Here is a 17,026-nt window from a genome sequence, read left to right as displayed (position 1 = left end):
GCCCCCTTAATTGCGGGGGGCAGAATAGCAGAAAAGAGAGGGACTACGCGACGCCCGGTTCCTGTATACGGCAACGCAGCATTTTGTAGCAGGTCGCCGCCGCAGCCACCAGAGCGGGCACGCTGAGGATCATTAAAATACTGTCTGCCTGCCACTGCATGGAAAGAAGCTGGGCGCTGGTCATGGTGCCCGCCACGCCACCGAAGCGGCCGATCCCCTGCATCCAGGCGATACCCGTCGCGCGGCACTCGGTAGGGTAAAAGGTAGCGGCCAAAGTTTGCATGCCTGACTGCGCGCCGTTCATGGCGATCCCCATCAGGAATATCAGCCCGCCAAACATGACGATATGGTTATGCTCAATGCCCAGTAAAAGAATAAGGCCCATCGTCAGCACGAAACCACCCGCGACCACCTTATGCGCTTCCCAGCGGTCCATCATCCAGCCGGCGAGCAGAATGCCTGCGGTACCGCCGAAGGTAAACAGGGAGGTCAGCCAGGCGGACTCCACCAGCGCATAGCCCATCCCCTGCATCAGCGTCGGCATCCAGCTAAGCAGGACGTAGTAAATGACCAGCCCCATAAAATAGGTGACCCACAGCATCAGGGTACCGGGTAGCCAGGGCATGGAAAAAAGCTGTGCCACGCTCCCTTTTTTAGACGCCACCTTTTCTTCCGCCAGGAAAAAGCCCGTGACGCTATCGAGCGTGCTGCGGGCGAACCGGCTGGCGATGCGGCGAACCTGCGCGACGTCTTTCCCGCGCTGAACCAGAAACTTCACCGATTCCGGCAGCAGCAGCGCCAGCAGCACGGTTAAAATCAGCGGCGCAATCGCGCCGGTCAGCAGTACGCTTCGCCAGCCGTGGTGAGGGATAAGCCAGGAAGAGATCGCCCCGCCGCCCGCCGCACCCAGCGGAAAGCCGCAGTACATGGTATTGATCGCCATGGCGCGGCAGCGCTGGGGAGCAAACTCCGAGATCAGCGTGATGGCGTTAGGCATTGCGGCACCCAGCCCGAGGCCCGTCAGAAATCGCCACAGCGTCAGCGTATTCAGGCTTTGCGCCCAGGCCGTACCCAGGCTCGCCAGGCCGAAGAACAGACACGAAAAGACCAGCACGCGCTTGCGTCCCATGCGGTCCGATACCGGACCTGCAATAAGCGCCCCCAGCGACAGCCCCAACAGCGCCGCACTCAGCACCGGCCCCAGATCCTGTTTATCTATTCCCCACTCCGCCGACAGCGTAGGCGCAATGTAACCCATCGCTGCGGTATCGAACCCATCGATCGCCAGCACCAGAAAGCCCAGCACAATAAGAAGCCAGTGAAACCCTGAAAAGGGACTTTCATCGATCACCTGTTGAATATCCACCCGACCTGAATACGTCATATGCGCCTCTCCGATGTGATGTTGTTTTTGTGTTCTTGTATTTGCTTGTCTATACAATTGCGGAGGGGCAGGGTGTGTCAAATTTTCTTATCCAGAATGTTACGTAGGTGTTATTTTCGACAAAAAAAAGCGCCCGAGGGGAAAACCGGGCGCAGGGAAAAGGTGGGGTAACGGGAGAAGATCAGGCCGCGTCGCCATGTGACAGCGGAGCCAGCGCCGCCGGTAGTTTACTCAGCTCCTGTACCAGCGAATCCTTACTGATTTCGCTAATCGACTTCGCACCGGTCAGGGTCATCGCCACCTTCATCTCTTTCTCGATCAGGTTCAGCAGGTTCGCCACGCCCGCCTGACCGCTGGTGGCCAGGGCATAGAGGTACGCGCGGCCCAGCAGCACGCTGTCTGCGCCCAGCGCAATCATGCGCACCACGTCCAGCCCGTTACGAATACCGCTGTCGGCCAGGATCGCAATATCGCCCTTCACCGCATCGGCAATGGCGGGCAGCGCGCGAGCGGAAGAGAGCACCCCGTCGAGCTGGCGTCCGCCGTGGTTAGAAACGACGATCCCGTCGGCGCCGAAACGCACCGCGTCGCGGGCATCTTCCGGATCGAGGATCCCTTTGATCACCATCGGGCCATCCCAGAATTCGCGGATCCACTCCAGGTCCTTCCATGAGATCGACGGATCGAAGTTATTCGCCAGCCAGCCGATGTAATCTTCCAGCCCGGTCGGTTTACCCAGGTAGGCCGAAATATTTCCCAGATCGTGCGGACGGCCGTTCAGCCCCACATCCCACGCCCACTGCGGATGCGTCACCGCCTGCCAGTAGCGGCGCATCGCGGCGTTCGGGCCGCTCATGCCGGAGTGGGCGTCGCGGTAGCGGGCGCCGGGCGTGGGCATATCGACGGTAAAGACCAGCGTTGAGCAGCCCGCCGCTTTGGCGCGCTCCAGCGCGTTACGCATAAAGCCGCGATCGCGCAGGACGTACAGCTGGAACCACATCGGGCGCTTGAGGGTCGGCGCGACCTCTTCAATCGGGCAGACTGAGACGGTAGAAAGCGTAAATGGAATGCCTTTGGCATCCGCTGCGGCGGCAGCCTGCACTTCGCCCCGGCGGGCGTACATGCCGCATAAGCCAACGGGCGCAAGCGCCACCGGCATGGAGAGCGTTTCGTTAAACAGCTTTGTCTCAAGGCTCAGGTCAGACATATTCTTCAGCACACGCTGGCGCAGGGCCACCTCAGAGAGATCCTCCACGTTACGGCGCAGGGTATATTCGGCGTAAGCCCCGCCGTCAATGTAGTGGAACAGGAACGGCGGCAAAATGCGCTGCGCCGCGGCGCGATAGTCACTGGCTGCTGAAATAATCATGCTTTGTTCTCCCTGGAAATATCACTCTCGCCAGGCAGACGGGTAATACGCGCCTGTCGGGCCTGATCTTCATCGAATCGTTTAATGGTGGTGTGCACGAACCCGAGATGCGCCATCATCGCTTTACGCGCGGCCTCGGCATCGCCGGCAAGAATGGCGTTGAGCACGGCTTCATGCTGTTCGGTCAGCTGAGCGAAGACCGGCGGGACCAGATACATGCGCTGGCGGCTCTGCTTCACGGAGGATTGCAGCAGGTCGAAGAACCCGCGCATGGTTTGCAGCAGCACGACGTTATGGGACGCCTCGGCAATCGCCAGATGAAAACGCACGTCGGCCTGCGAGGCGATATCCGGGTCGCTGCTTTGCGTGGCGTCAAAACAGGCTTTGAGCTTCTCTTTGTCGGCGTCGGTCGCCCGCATCGCCGCGTGCCACGCGGTGCTGGTCTCGATGGCGTGACGCGCTTCGAGGATGTCAAAGCTGTAGTCCGGGTCGTTTTCCATCAGCGTTTTCAGCGGCTGAACGATGTTTTGTTCGGACCAGTCATCATGCTGCCAGCGCACGAAAGTGCCGCCGCCGCGACGGCTCAGCAGCACACCTTCGCTGACCAGCGTTGCCAGCGCCTCGCGCAGTGAATTGCGCGACACGCCAAGCTGGGCGGCAAGCTGGCGTTCGGCGGGCAATCTCATGCCCGCCTCCAGCTGTTGTTCTTCAATCAGCGCCCGCACGCGAGTGGCAATCTCGTCGGAAAGGCGTCTGGGCATCACTATCATGGAATCATCCAGGTTAAGACATAGGCCTGCAATGTGGTGATCACGCCCACCATGCAGGTAAATATCAGGCTGTGTTTAACGGTAAAGCGGAACAGATCTGACTCTTTTCCTACCAGTCCCACCGCGGCACAGGCAATGGCGATGGACTGCGGCGAGATCATCTTCCCGGTTACGCCGCCCGTCGTGTTTGCTGCCACAAGCAGGACGTCAGAAACGCCAATCTGCTGTGCGGCCGTGGCCTGTAAGGCGGCAAACAGGGCGTTAGACGACGTATCGGAACCGGTCAGGAACACTCCCAGCCAGCCGAGGAACGGCGAGAAGAAGGTGAATGCGTGCCCGGTGTGCGCCAGCGCTAACGCCAGCGTCGACGACAGGCCGGAGTAGTTCGAGATAAACGCGAACGCCAGCACCATGCCGATGGAGTAGATCGGCAGCATCAGCTCTTTAATCGTTGCCGCAAAAGTCTGCACCGCGGCGGCAGGCTTCATGCGCAGCCATATCACGGAAAGGATAGCCGCAAACAGGATGGCCGTGCCGGTGGCGGAGAACCAGTCAAACTTAAACACAGCCGCATACGGCGTGGCGTCGTGCACCACCGGCGGCATACGGGCGACCATCTTGTCGAGGAACGGCACGGAGATGTTAATCACCATGTCGTACAGCGCGCCGCCCGGGGCGAACAGCGCCTTAAACGGCGGTATGCTCCACAGCGTCACGGTGGCGGTCAGGAACAGGAACGGCGACCACGCGCGGACGATCTGCCCGGCGGTATAGCCGGTGCGGGCGAGGGTCTGATCCACGTGCGATGCGCCCATGTCCGCAAAGCGGAAGATACGTACCGGCTGCCAGCGCTTCAGGAACAGCGTCAGACAGACCAGCGACACCAGGGAAGAGATGATGTCCGGCAGTTCCGGGCCGAGGAAGTTTGAGCTGAGGTACTGGGCAATGGCGAACGAACCGCCTGCCACCATCACCGCAGGCCAGGTCTCCTTCACGCCGCGCCAGCCGTCCATAATCGCCATGATCCAGAACAGTACGATAATGGTCAGGAACGGCAGCTGACGGCCCACCATCTGGCCAATCTCGAAGCTGTCCAGCCCGGTCACCTGACCCGCAACCAGAATCGGAATGCCCATCGCGCCAAACGCCACCGGCGCAGTGTTCACAATCAGGCACAGGCCAGCGGCATACAGCGGGTTAAAGCCCAACCCGACCAGCAGCGCGGCGGTAATCGCTACCGGCGCGCCGAATCCTGCCGCGCCTTCAAGGAACGCCCCGAAGGAGAAGCCGACTATCAGCATCTGTAAACGCTGGTCCGGGGTAATAGAGAGGATCGACGAACGAATAATGTCGAACTGCCCGGTTTTGACCGAGATTTTGTAGACAAAGACCGCGGCGATGATGATCCACGCAATCGGCCACAGGCCGTAGAAGAAACCATACACCACGGAGGTCAGCGCGCGATCGACCGGCATTTTATAGAAGAACAGCGCCACCAGCAGGGCGATGGCAACGGTATACGTCGCCGCAAGATAGCCCTTCAGCTTGAGCTTAATCAGCGCAAAGAAGAAGAACAGGATCGGTAGCGATGCGATCAGGCTCGACAGCCAGATATTCCCGGCTGGGTCATAGTTTTGTTGCCAGAGGCTCATGCAGGTCTCCTGAGGACCACACAGCCTGGGTTGCGGGTGAGTCTCCGCTCAACTCTGCGTCACAGTCTGCGTAAAAGTGGTCCATCCAATTTTGTGTTGTAGGGGTTATGGTAATGAATGGTTAATCAAGTGTTGCTATTCAGCAATGGTTTTGTGAAGTGAAGCAGTAAAACTGTGAACGGTGGTTCGCTTTAAAGCGCATTGGTAGGACCAAAAGGCTCGTGCCGTCCGTCCGTTTGCGGCGCGGGCCGTAGCAGCGGGCTGCACATCTTTTCATCAATCGGAGCGGATGTGGCGTGTTAAAGACGATAATAAAAAAGCATCAATGCGGAACTTAGGTTAACAGTGAGATATATTTTTGTTTATATTAAGTGTGTAATTGATGGTTAACGTGTAGATAAAATGGCGGATTTCAGAGAAATATAAATTTTTTTTAGGTAAAAATGCGAAATCCAATATGTAGCAAAAAATTTTAATTAAGATAAATTTCACATATAGATTTTAACAGCGTATTACAAACGATCAATTGCTGATCAATAAGGAAATATCCTGCGTTTGGCTGATTTCGCAGAATAATGTCTAAGCATGGCATCCCGGTTCAACGTTTCCTTCTAATAATAATCCGAAATAAATTGATCAAACATTGATCAGTCAACTCTTTTTTTAATTTAGAAAGGGGATTAGAAGGGCACTAATAGTGTGGGACGTGAGGAAAACAGGTTAAATTTGTTGTTTTAATGTTAACTTTAAATGAGTTATAAGCGATGCTGCACGCCTTTTGGTGCGTAGACGTTATAGAGCATTTGATTTACTATTTATGAAGATGCTGCGTTACAAAAGAAATGACGTTCTTTTTTAACCTTAATGTATTCATTGTTATTTTCTGCCTGAAGCTATTCCTCTGTTGGGGAATAAATGCGTATGGGTCAAAGAAAATAAATGGATTACCACACCGGGATGGACCCCACGTTATTCTATGAGGTCGCGTCACCACCTCTATTTGTACCCTTTTGTGACGTTTTAATTCCTTATAGCAATGACCGTATTTGGCACGACAATTCTAAATCTGTTTAATGTACAGAGGGGTTTGCTTTCAAATGAAAATCAAAAATGTGGCGCTGGCGATTGCTGCGGCGGGGCTGCTGTTATCTTCTCAATCGGTACTGGCAAGCAATGATTCAGGTGTTAATACTAATCTGGATACAGGCGCAGGTACGCAGAGCACGGGCGGGGTAATCAACTTCACTGGCAAAATTACCCTTATTTCCTGTGATATTACTCCAGCGTCAAAAAACAAAACGGTAGACCTTGGGGCATGGGCGAAAAACTACTTCGATGAGCACGTCGAAACCACACCACGTGAGTTCAAAATCAACGTAGAAAATTGTCCGCCAGCGGTTGAATCCGTTGCGGTGCTGTTTGACGGCAATAAAGATGCGCAGGATGACACGCTGTTACAGGTCACGCCGGGTACGGGGATGGCGACGGGCGTCGGGGTGAAGCTTTATAACAGCGATCGCAGCACCTCTATTAAACCGGGCACGGTTTCAAAAACCACCGCACCAGATGGTGAAGGCAATGCAGAATTAACGTTCTATGCCGCACTGGACAAAGATGGAGCGGAAATCAACGCGGGCGATGTGAACGCCGTGTCTAACTTCCTGATGGTTTATAACTGATTTCACTTTCAGCCACCTCCAGAGATAATAATGATGAAACGTTTATCGTATATTATGCTCACTGCATTAATGATTAGCTCTGCGTCAGTTTCCGCTGGCGTTGTAATGGGTGGGACACGGATCGTATACCCGCAAAACAGCAAGGAGGTGGCATTTTCTGTTTCTAATATGGAAAGTGCGGTTCCTTACCTTATTCAGTCGTGGGTTGAAGGTGATGTGCAGGATAAAAATAACGCCGCGCCCTTTATCGTCACGCCACCGCTGTTCAGGCTTGATCCGGAGCAGACCAACACGCTGCGTATTCAATATACCGGCGCACCGCTGCCCACAGATCGTGAATCCGTATTTTGGCTGGATATTAAAGCGATTGCGCCCAAGCCAAAAGAGAGCAATAACGAATTACAGGTTAACGTCAAATCGAAATTTAAAATTTTCTACCGCCCGGACAACCTGAAAGGGGATGCCGCCACGGCCTGGCAGAAAATAACATTTTCGCGGACGGAAAAAGGGCTTAAGGCCTCCAACCCGACGCCATATTACGTCTCTTTTTATCGGCTGACCGTCGGTGGGCATAAAATTGAGCAGCCAGGCATGATCGGTCCAGGTGAAACCCGCGAATGGCCTGTGGCTGCCTCCGGTGGCGTAAGCTGGTCGGCTATTAATGATTTCGGTGCCATTACCGCCACCCGCTCTCAACCGCTTTAACACCATGCCTTTTCGCCTGTTTCGTTACGCGCCGCTTTCGGTGCTGCTGCTCAGCTTCAGCCGCGCCGGGATGGCCGAGGATTATTTTGATCCCGCCGCGCTGGAGCTTTCCTCTTCCGAACAGAAAACGGCGGATCTGCATTATTTCTCTGAAAAGGGCGGGCAAATGCCCGGCACCTGGCTCGTAACGCTGGAGATTAATGGACGCGAGGAGCGGCATCAGGAGATCGCCTTCGTCAATGAGAAAGGCCGCCTGCAACCCGTTTTTAGCCTATCGCTGCTGGAAGCGCTTGGGGTGAACGTGAGTGCGATTCCGGCATTCTCGCGGTTGCACGAGGGAGAGACCTTCACGCACCTCGACGATTTTATACCGGCAGCGCGAACCTCTTATGATTTCAACCAGCAGCGCCTCTTTCTCAGCCTGCCGCAGGCGGCGATGAAACACCGCAGCCGCGGCTACGTGCCGCAGTCGCAGTGGGATGATGGTATCCCGGCGGCATTTGTTGATTACAGCCTGTCGGGCGGCCAGGCCCGCCATCAGAGCGGCGTCACGACGTCCAGCTATCTGAGCCTGCGAAATGGCGTCAATCTGGGAGCGTGGCGATTGCGCAACACCTCGGCCTGGAGCCACAGCGACTCGGGTGGGGATCGTTTCCAGTCACAGAGCAGCTGGCTGACCCGGGATATCCGCAGCCTCAACAGCCAGCTGCGGATAGGCGATGCGTGGACCGCAGGCGACGTGTTCGATAGCGTGGCGTTTCGCGGGGTGCAGCTCTCATCAAGCGAGAGCATGTTGCCCGACAGCCAGCGCGGATTTGCCCCCACCATCCGCGGCGTCGCACACAGCTTCGCCAAAGTCTCCGTTTCGCAAAATGGCTATGTGATCTATGAAACCTGGGTGGCCGCCGGGCCATTCATCATTAACGATCTGTTCCCCGGTGCGCAAAGTGGCGATCTACAGGTTACCGTCACGGAAAGTGACGGCTCGACGCGCGTTTTTACCCAACCCTATTCTGCGGTGCCGTTTATGCGACGCCAGGGCAGCCTGAAATACAGCCTCAACGCCGGACGGTTTCATTCCGGCTCCAGCGATGCGCGTTCGCCCGAATTTGTTGAGGGCGCTTTCTTTTACGGTTTGCTTTCCAGGATGACGGTGTATGGCGGCTTTCGTACGGCAAACAACTATCAGGCCGGTGCGATCGGCATAGGCAGAGGGTTTGGCGCATTCGGCTCGCTGGGCATTGACGATACGCTGGCAAAAAGCCGTTTACCCAACGGCAAAAGCGCGATGGGGCAGGCGTGGCGCATTCAGTACCAGAAAGATTTCAGCGCTACCGGCACCGCCTTCAACCTGGCGAGTTATCGCTATGCCTCGCGCAATTACTACGAATTTAACGAACTGAATCAGTCCGACAGCCAGCAGCTGCAACTCAATAATCGCCGTAGCCGCTCGCAGGTCACTTTTTCACAGACGCTGGGTCAGTTCGGCAGCCTCAACGTCTCGGCGTGGATGCAGGATTACTGGCATACGTCCGGCCAGGATAAAACCATCCACATCGGCTGGTACACCAGCTGGCGGGGTATTTCCTGGGGCGCGGGGTATGACTACACCGACTCAGCGCTTGAGCAGCATCCCGATCGCACCGTGTCGTTTAACGTCAATGTTCCGCTAGGCAACTGGCTACCGGGCAGTTCGGTCAGTTACTACGCCAACCACAACAATCGTGGGATGACCACGCAGCAGGTGTCACTCAACGGCAGCGCGCTGGCGAACCGCAACCTGAATTACAGCGTTCAGCAGAGTAAGACCAGTGAGGGAGAGGCCGACAGCACCAGCCTGGCGCTGCAATACAACGGTGGCTACGGCAACGTCAGCCTCGGTTATGACCACAGCCGAAACGGTAGCAACGCGAGTCTTGGACTCGCCGGAGGCGTCATCGCCACGCAGTATGGCGTCACGCTCAGCCAGCCGCTGGGCGATACCGTTGCCCTGCTGCGCGTGCCCGGCGCGGCGAACGTTGAGCCGGAGGGCTACAACGGGATCCATACCGACAGCCGCGGCTACGCGGTCATGCCAACGCTCTCGGCCTACCGCAAGAATACCGTCAATCTGGATACGGCGACGCTTGGCGAGAACGTCGACGTCGAGCAGAGCGGTCTGACGCTCATTCCCACCAGCGGCGCGGTGGTGCTGGCCAATTACACAACTCACATTGGGTATCGCGTTCTGTTTTCCCTGCGCTATCACGGCGAACCGCTGCCGTTTGGCGCACAGGCTGAAGTGGTGGAGCAGAACCGCCGTTCAGCAAACCGAAGCATGGTCGCTGACGGCGGTCAGGCCTACCTGAGCGGGGTACCGGAGCGCGGCACCCTGCGCGTCACCTGGTATGAGGGCGGGGAACAGCATCAGTGCCAGACACCTTTCAGGCTGGGCGAAGCTCACATGGCCCCCGGCATCGCCACGCTGTCTCTTGCGTGTCATTAGAGGATTATCATGCGTCGTTTTATTCACTGGTTTTTCTATCTGAGCCTGCTTTCGCTTTTTGGCATGCTGAGTTTTCATGCCCATGCTCAGACCTCACCTTGTCGCACCACCCGCGATCAGTGGGTCGTTCAGGTGCCCTACGCCATAGGGTATGCGCCTGGCACGGCAGACTGGACGCCAGTTTCCGCGCCGATACAGTCTACCGGGGCGGATTTCTACAGCTGTGATGGCGGGAATGACGCCTGGCGTAGCATCGGCTTTGTCGACATGGATAACCCCGTCGGTACCGTGGTGGGTGAAGACGGCGCGGCGCGCCACGTTTACAAAACCCAGATCGACGGTATCGGCTACGCGCTGGGGTTCCGTGAGCAGCAGTACTGCGGCGCCGATGCGGTACGCTATATTGACGGCACCAGCCCGGTGGAGGGCAATGAGTCCCGGCGCATTTGCGACGCGTCGCAAAACCCCGCCTTTGCCAGCGCCTCAACGTACAAGATGCAGTTCTGGGTGGTGTTTTACAAAATCCCGACGACCAGCGCCATGCCTGATGATAACGCCAACTCCCAGGAGCAAAATGTCGGATCGCTGATCTTGCAGGCGGGAGAAAATAAAGCCAGCGCTACCAACGTGGCGACACCGGTACAAATCCATCTCGCCAGCTTCACCGTCAGGCGTACCAGCTGTTCAGTAGGCTCTCGCAGCATTCTTGTTCCCATGGGAAGCGTGAGCCAGCGTGAATTTCACGGCCCAGGCTCACGGGCCGGAGGCGGGCGCTTCAGCATTCCGGTGACCTGCGAAAATAATACGGCGGTGAAGATGGGTTTCTTTGGCGATACCACACCGGCCAACGATCGGGCACTGGCACTGACGAAGCAGGAGGATAGCGCCAGCGGTGTCGGAATCGAACTGCTTTACGGTGACAATACCGGTTCGGTTCAGGGGCAGGTGGTACAGTGGAACACCCCGCAGGTGTCAGCGCTTGGCCAGGTGGGGGATAACCAGACGCAGACCTTCTGGTTTGACGCGCATTACATTCAGACAGAAGAGAACGTCTCGGCGGGAAAAGCGGATGCGATGGCGACGTTTAACCTGATCTACAACTGAGTTTCCCCTGCCGCAGGGCAGGGGAGAGCGATCAGAATTCGGTCTTACAAAAGCCCGTCATCTCTTTCAGGCCCATTTCGCGGCGATCGCCCAGTAATGGGTAGTCTCGCGGAAAGGGTTAAATAAATGAGGATGAATTAAACAATATTTCTGATGCTATCAACCTGAGGCTCTTCAATCACAATAAGACCATCATGTTGCTTAAGGTGCTTATCTTTAATCTGTTGCTCAATAGTATCGGAGATGACTCTCTTCAGAACGCTGCTGGTTGATTTAAAACCTAGCATTCTCGACACAGCTGTAATGATTTCATCCTCTGTTGCGCCCAAGCTAGCCCTGACAATTTGCATTGCTCCAGCAGCGATTTCTTTTGGAGCAATCAATTCTGGTTTACGTAAACCCGTAGATATCACGTTCTGCCTGTTTCGAAGTTTAACCATTACTTCCTTATGAAAGAAAAATCCGTTTTCTTCGTAAATTTTATCTTTCTTACACGCAATTTGAGCAGCCTGGCTGACAACGCTTTCTATCCTAGCTCCTGCCCGTTGTAATCCCCATGCAGTACGAAGGCGTGTAATGACTTCATTAATGTGAATAGGTGATTCTGTGAAGACAACTTTTTCAATCATGTCAGCGAGAATACCAGTTGGTGTTTCATGTAAAGCATACGAAAGATGAGCATCAAGCTTTGCCTCTTCGTAATTGTTAGACTGATCGTTTGCGGTGTCGGCTCGATCTAAACCTATCTCAATAATATCTTCTCGTTCAACGGTAACGATATCAACAGGAACGGCTCGCGAATGATCTGCGTTATATTCTGTTCTGCCATTCAGCTCTGATTTTGCATTCTCAATAGCTTTGATAACTCTTTGCAATTGCTCCTCAGGCCTTTGGAACCAGTCAGTACTCCAGATACGGTGTATGATCCAGCCATGATCTTCAAGAACTGCCTGACGCAAACGATCGCGTTCTCGCGCAGAGCGAGAGGAATGGTAAGCACTGCCATCGCATTCAATACCTAGCAGATATCGCCCGGGTAGTTCAGGATCGGCAATCGCCAGATCGATAAAGAAGCCAGCAATCCCAACTTGTGGATGCACTTGATAACCTCGAGCCAGCAGGGCTGAAGCGACTTGTTCCTCGAATATACTGTCCATTGGGCGCCCGGAAGGGGAGGAGATTGATAATCGTCCTGTGCGCGCGTACTGAAGGAAAAGCTTAAACGCAAAAACGCCAACGCCTTTAGCACGCTCAAGATCAATATCTTCATCTGTGATCGATGCAAAAACCTCACATCGGCGTTTTGCACGGCTAATCAGCACATTCAACCGTCGTTCACCACCTTGCGAACCTAGAGGACCGAATCGCATTGCCAAATAGCCTTGTTTATTTCGCGCATATCCAACAGAGATCATAATGACATCACGTTCGTCACCTTGAATATTTTCAAGGTTTTTAATGAAGAATGGCTCGCCAGGATGAGAATTAAAGAAATCTTCATATTGAGGATTTAAACGGCGGAGAAACTCTAACTCATCCTGAATAGCCTTACGTTGTGAAACGGAGAATGTTGCGACTCCCAATGACAATTCAGGATTCTGCTGTACATGCTCAAGAATTGCGGTAGCAATCCTTTTCGCCTCAATAGGATTGGCATTACCTGAACCTGACTCGAAAATACCGTTTTCCACATAATGGAATCGCAAGCCCATACCAGCCTCTTCGGTATATGGGCTTGGGACGATAAACAGTTTATTTTCATAGAACTGACTATTGGAAACCGCAATAAGCGACTGGTGTCGACTGCGGTAATGCCAGCGAAGCATTCTTTGTGGCAAGCCTCTGGCAACAAACAGACCAAGTATGCTTTCGATATCGGCTACTTGCGTCGAATCTTCATCTCCATCATCGTTACTGGCTTCAGTCATACGAGAGAAGAAACTGGTTGGCGGTAATTGTCTTTCGTCGCCAACAACAACAACTTGCTGACACCGAGCAATTGCACCTATGGCATCGACAGGCTGAATCTGGCTGGCTTCATCCATTACAAGCAAATCAAATTTTTGCTTACCAGGTATCAAGAATTGTGCGACAGAAAGCGGGCTCATCATCATGACCGGTTTGATTGCCTGAATTGCTGGACCCGCTTTAAGCATCAATTGGCGAATAGGCATATGGCCTCTTTTCCTTGCCATTTCAGCGCGCAGGACTCCAACGGGACCAGCCGCTCCGATTTTTGAAGGAATACGGCGATGGTGTGCTCGGGCAACCTCAATACTTGAGCTTTTTATACGGCGTAAATCCATTTCGGCAAAGTACTGAACTTTTCGGTTATGAAGATCCCCGTCGAAGCGGGAAAGGGAAGGTGACTCTTTAGCCATTAAACTGAACAGCGATTCATAATAGGTATATTCGACAGAACTGTAACAAGTGGATAATGGTAAGCGCCCATCCTCAAGCCGTTCTACCACTTCTGACAGTCCCTGATTATTCGCCTGATTACGCCGGTGTTGCCAGACAACCCATTTAGACAATTGTTCGGCATTTTCAGTCCAGGAGGTTAGTTTGCTCAGAACGCTATCGATACGTAAATGTTGATTATCCAAATGGAATAAATCGTTGGTAGACGATTCGAGTTCGTTGGCCAGGTTTTCAAGTTCGTCAATGATAGAGACACGTGATGCTGAAAGTTGATTAGCAGAATTCAGTAACTCATCGCGATTGTTTATGGTTGCGCAGATGAAGCGTAATTCACCGTGTTTCTCCATCCATGTATAATCTCTAACGAGATTGTGCCAGTTTGACCGTGTGTCCAGCCATGCACTACCCAATGCTGCATTTCCCAATTCGGATTGAGATTCAATGACCTTCTTTTGATATTGCAGTGCAATAATCTTCTTAACCAGCGTCAGGCGTTCACCGGGGCGTTCTGCCGGTACTTTAAAGACCTGATGTGATGTTGAATCTATACGACTGAGTTTTTGCGCCAGAGCGTCAACATAGCTTAATGGAACACGCTTAATAGAATAATGATTATCAAACCAGGATTCAGCAGTTTCGCCAAACGCTTTCCAAAGTTGCTTCAGTTCGATGCCGGTTTGATTCAGAAGCTGATCCAGTTTCTGGCTAAGGTGCCTCAAAGTTTCACGATCAGACAGTTGGCTCGCAAGTATACGCGCTTCTGAACCAACATCTTTAAGCGTTGCCATCCATTCGACTAACGCTTTCAGCGCACCGCTGTCACTGTTCTCACCACGCCAGTGTGAGCGAAACGCACTATTTCCAAACTCGCTAGCGTTGGCGATATTTTTTCGTAGCATTTGCGCCTGAATTACATTATCCAAAAGCTCGATTTGCTGCTGAATAGGTTGATTTGTATCTCGAATGAGAGAGCGGACAAGCGCACGTGAACGGCGCCATTCGCTGTTCAAAATTTTGAACATCCCAGTATGTATCGCGAGGTTATGACGATGTTGTGTAAGGTCGGTATCCCAAATGGTTTCCGATACAAGGGGATCAATTTTCTGACGCAAAGAATTTAAATCAGCGATCGAAATGACTAACTCCCTCGCTTGTTCGACACCATGTTCCCATACAGAAGCGACAAAGGCTTGTGGACTCGCATCGGGAGCATCTGCCACACGTATGCTCAGTTCGATCAGATTTTTAATTTCATGGGATGAACGATAAAGAGCTTCAGTACCTAGTTCTTTCGTCAGATGTGCCACTGTTAACTGAATTTGGGGTAATAGCGGTAACAATGCTTTTGCGGCTGAGAAGGCATCTGGCGAAAGATCCTCCGGGATTGTTTGTAGCTCATCCCGGAATTCAAACAGAGGGGTGTCAAACTGATTGTCATGAAGCAGATCTTTAATTTCTTGGAAATTATCCTGATACGTTTCACCCTGTTCAATTAGACTTTTTATTTCGTTTAGAGAGTTAGTCCAGACAGGATTTACTAATGCTGCTTCCTCAAACTCAGGTGCCTGATTTATGAGGTTAGCAATCTGAACAATTTTGTCTGCCTCTTTGAAATGTACGGGTTCAGGTGTTATCCCAACTCGGGCAGCCAGACCCACTATAGTGTTTTGAAAGTCATGTGCTTTGTGCAACAACGTAGTGATTTTAGGCATTAGGCGATCGAGTTCACCAGGCAAAACGGATTCTCGTTTTACGCCATTCCACGGGTGATTATGGGGAAGCCCAATATCTTCAATTCGCTCAATAAGCTCTTTAACGAGATCCAGTCGTTTTATCAAATCGTTATTGCTCCATTCATCGAAGCCATAAAGAAAGAAGTCTGTAGGTGTTTGCCCATTTTGACGCAATCTTACCAATTGCCCGATGACCTGGTAGGGGGTCAAACCTGAAGGTGTGTAGACTTTATGGAGGCGCGCTGGGTGGGCATTGAGAGAATCACGGGCTTCTGTTAAGTTCTCAATCAATTCATCAGGAAATTCGCCGCGGGGCGAACCTAAATCCCATACTCGTTTCAATTCTTCAAGTAAAATTCGTTTATTGGCCTTATTGCTGTGAAGTTCTAAACAGGCATCACCCACTCCTGTTTGGTCGAGGCGCCGTTTGACCACTTCAAGAGCTGCCATTTTTTCTGCAACGAAAAGTACCGTTTTTCCATCTGCGATGGCAGATGCAATGATATTGGCTATCGTTTGCGATTTACCCGTCCCCGGTGGCCCTTGTATAACAAGGTTTCGACCTCTTCTTACTTCATGAATTGCGAGCGTCTGAGAGCTATCGCTATCCATTATATGAAGCATATCTCTCGGCGTGATAATGGGGTCTATAGGGCTATCTTCTGAGAGAAGTCCATCACTTTCATCGAACCCTTCTTCCATCAACGCACGGATAAGGTATTTTGATGTAATAGCTTCTTCATCGGGCCAGTGTGCAGGATCGAGATCTCGATACATCAAAAATTTAGAAAATGAGAACAAACCAAGGATTATGTCGTTGGGTATAACTTCCCAATCTGATTTCAATGCTATTGCTTGCTGTACAGCGTCAAAGTAACCACTTATGTTAATTTCATCGTCGTCAGATTGCATTACTGGTAATGTGATCTGGTGTACGCGTTCAAGGAAGGCTTCAAGAGAAAGGTTAGGGATGATGTCTTCTGAACGCGCTTTTAGTTTGAATCTTTCTCCAGCACTGCCGCGTTCCAGACTGACTGGCACCAGTATCAACGGGGCATAACGGAGATTCTCTTTATTCGCTGGATCTACCCACTTCAATGTGCCCAATGCCAAGAAAAGAATGTTTGCTCCTTGCTCTTCTTCAAGCGTTTTGGCGTCGTGATACAAATCGAGTAATCGAGTCTGCAATCCTTTAGGTGTCAAACGAGTCTGTAGTTTAGTATCAAGATGCTGCGATTTTATTTCAGCATCTGCTTCATCAAATTGATAAATAAAAGATTTTTCCTCTGAAAGAGTATCTTCTATCTCCAGGTCGTCTTCTTTTCCTGATTTACCATGTAAAAATGTGAACGTCTTTTTTTCATCGAACAGAAGTTTGTAGACCAGTTCAGAACGCTCATCAATCACTTCCAGGAAACGTGTATTCTTCGAACGTGGAATGTTGAGTAAGCGGTTCCTTGCCCCTAGATCCAGAAGTTCAGCCCTGGCTTTTTCAAGTTTTTGTTCTAAAGAAAGGGCGCTGTTTTGAAAGGTTGAGCTCTCAGTAGAATTCATAAAATTTATAACCTAATGCAATGACATACCATCAAGCCAAAGAAAATATATTATATTTCATTGGCGTGCCGTGTGTATTAGTTAGATCGCAAGAAATGAATGCCCACTTTACTCTTAACAATGAGAATTGTGAACCCGCAGAGTTTACTATTACTTGTTTACATTTTCTG

At 52.3% G+C, this 17,026-nt stretch carries 9 protein-coding genes; 4 read left to right on the top strand and 5 right to left on the bottom strand.

What is annotated here, in order from left to right:
- Positions 1-43: 43 nt before the first annotated feature.
- The 4 genes from N5C09_RS20320 to lldP form a co-directional block, all read right to left on the bottom strand.
- A complete protein-coding gene (locus tag N5C09_RS20320) occupies positions 44-1,384 on the bottom strand; it encodes an aromatic acid/H+ symport family MFS transporter (RefSeq protein WP_279749761.1) in 1,341 nt (446 codons plus the stop codon).
- Between the two features lie 181 nt (positions 1,385-1,565).
- Positions 1,566-2,753 (bottom strand): FMN-dependent L-lactate dehydrogenase LldD, encoded by a 1,188-nt coding sequence (lldD, locus tag N5C09_RS20315; protein ID WP_063865875.1) that lies wholly within the window; start codon positions 2,751-2,753, stop codon positions 1,566-1,568.
- Positions 2,750-3,523, bottom strand: coding sequence for a transcriptional regulator LldR (gene lldR / locus N5C09_RS20310; RefSeq protein ID WP_063865871.1), 774 nt, complete (start codon positions 3,521-3,523; stop codon positions 2,750-2,752). Before lldR ends, lldD begins: the two co-directional genes overlap by 4 nt.
- Positions 3,520-5,175, bottom strand: a complete 1,656-nt coding sequence (lldP, locus tag N5C09_RS20305) for an L-lactate permease (RefSeq protein ID WP_279749760.1) — start codon at positions 5,173-5,175, stop codon at positions 3,520-3,522. Before lldP ends, lldR begins: the two co-directional genes overlap by 4 nt.
- Positions 5,176-6,272: 1,097 nt before the next feature.
- Between lldP and N5C09_RS20300 the strand changes: the two genes are divergently transcribed.
- The 4 genes from N5C09_RS20300 to N5C09_RS20285 are packed head-to-tail and all read left to right on the top strand — an operon-like array spanning position 6,273 to position 11,148.
- Positions 6,273-6,854: a fimbrial protein gene (locus N5C09_RS20300; RefSeq protein ID WP_193528307.1), complete on the top strand. Its 582-nt coding sequence runs from the start codon at positions 6,273-6,275 to the stop codon at positions 6,852-6,854.
- A 30-nt stretch (positions 6,855-6,884) separates the two neighbouring features.
- Entirely contained in the window at positions 6,885-7,559 is a 675-nt protein-coding gene (locus N5C09_RS20295; RefSeq protein WP_204644164.1) for a molecular chaperone, read from the top strand.
- Positions 7,525-10,044: a fimbrial biogenesis outer membrane usher protein gene (locus tag N5C09_RS20290; RefSeq protein ID WP_279749759.1), complete on the top strand. Its 2,520-nt coding sequence runs from the start codon at positions 7,525-7,527 to the stop codon at positions 10,042-10,044. The genes N5C09_RS20295 and N5C09_RS20290 overlap by 35 nt, the downstream gene beginning before the upstream one ends.
- Before the next feature lie 9 nt (positions 10,045-10,053).
- Entirely contained in the window at positions 10,054-11,148 is a 1,095-nt protein-coding gene (locus N5C09_RS20285) for a fimbrial protein (protein WP_063865862.1), read from the top strand.
- Positions 11,149-11,285: 137 nt separating this feature from the next.
- Here N5C09_RS20285 and N5C09_RS20280 read toward each other — a convergent pair whose 3' ends face one another.
- On the bottom strand, positions 11,286-16,856 hold the full coding sequence (locus tag N5C09_RS20280; RefSeq protein WP_279749758.1) for a DUF3320 domain-containing protein: 5,571 nt from the start codon (positions 16,854-16,856) through the stop codon (positions 11,286-11,288).
- Positions 16,857-17,026 lie beyond the last annotated feature (170 nt).

The organism is Enterobacter sp. GD03975, from assembly GCF_029838645.1.
Taxonomy (GTDB): Bacteria; Pseudomonadota; Gammaproteobacteria; order Enterobacterales; family Enterobacteriaceae; genus Enterobacter; species Enterobacter quasihormaechei.
The sequence above is the reverse complement of the archived record's forward strand: the minus strand, read 5'-3'. Positions and strand labels throughout refer to the sequence as shown.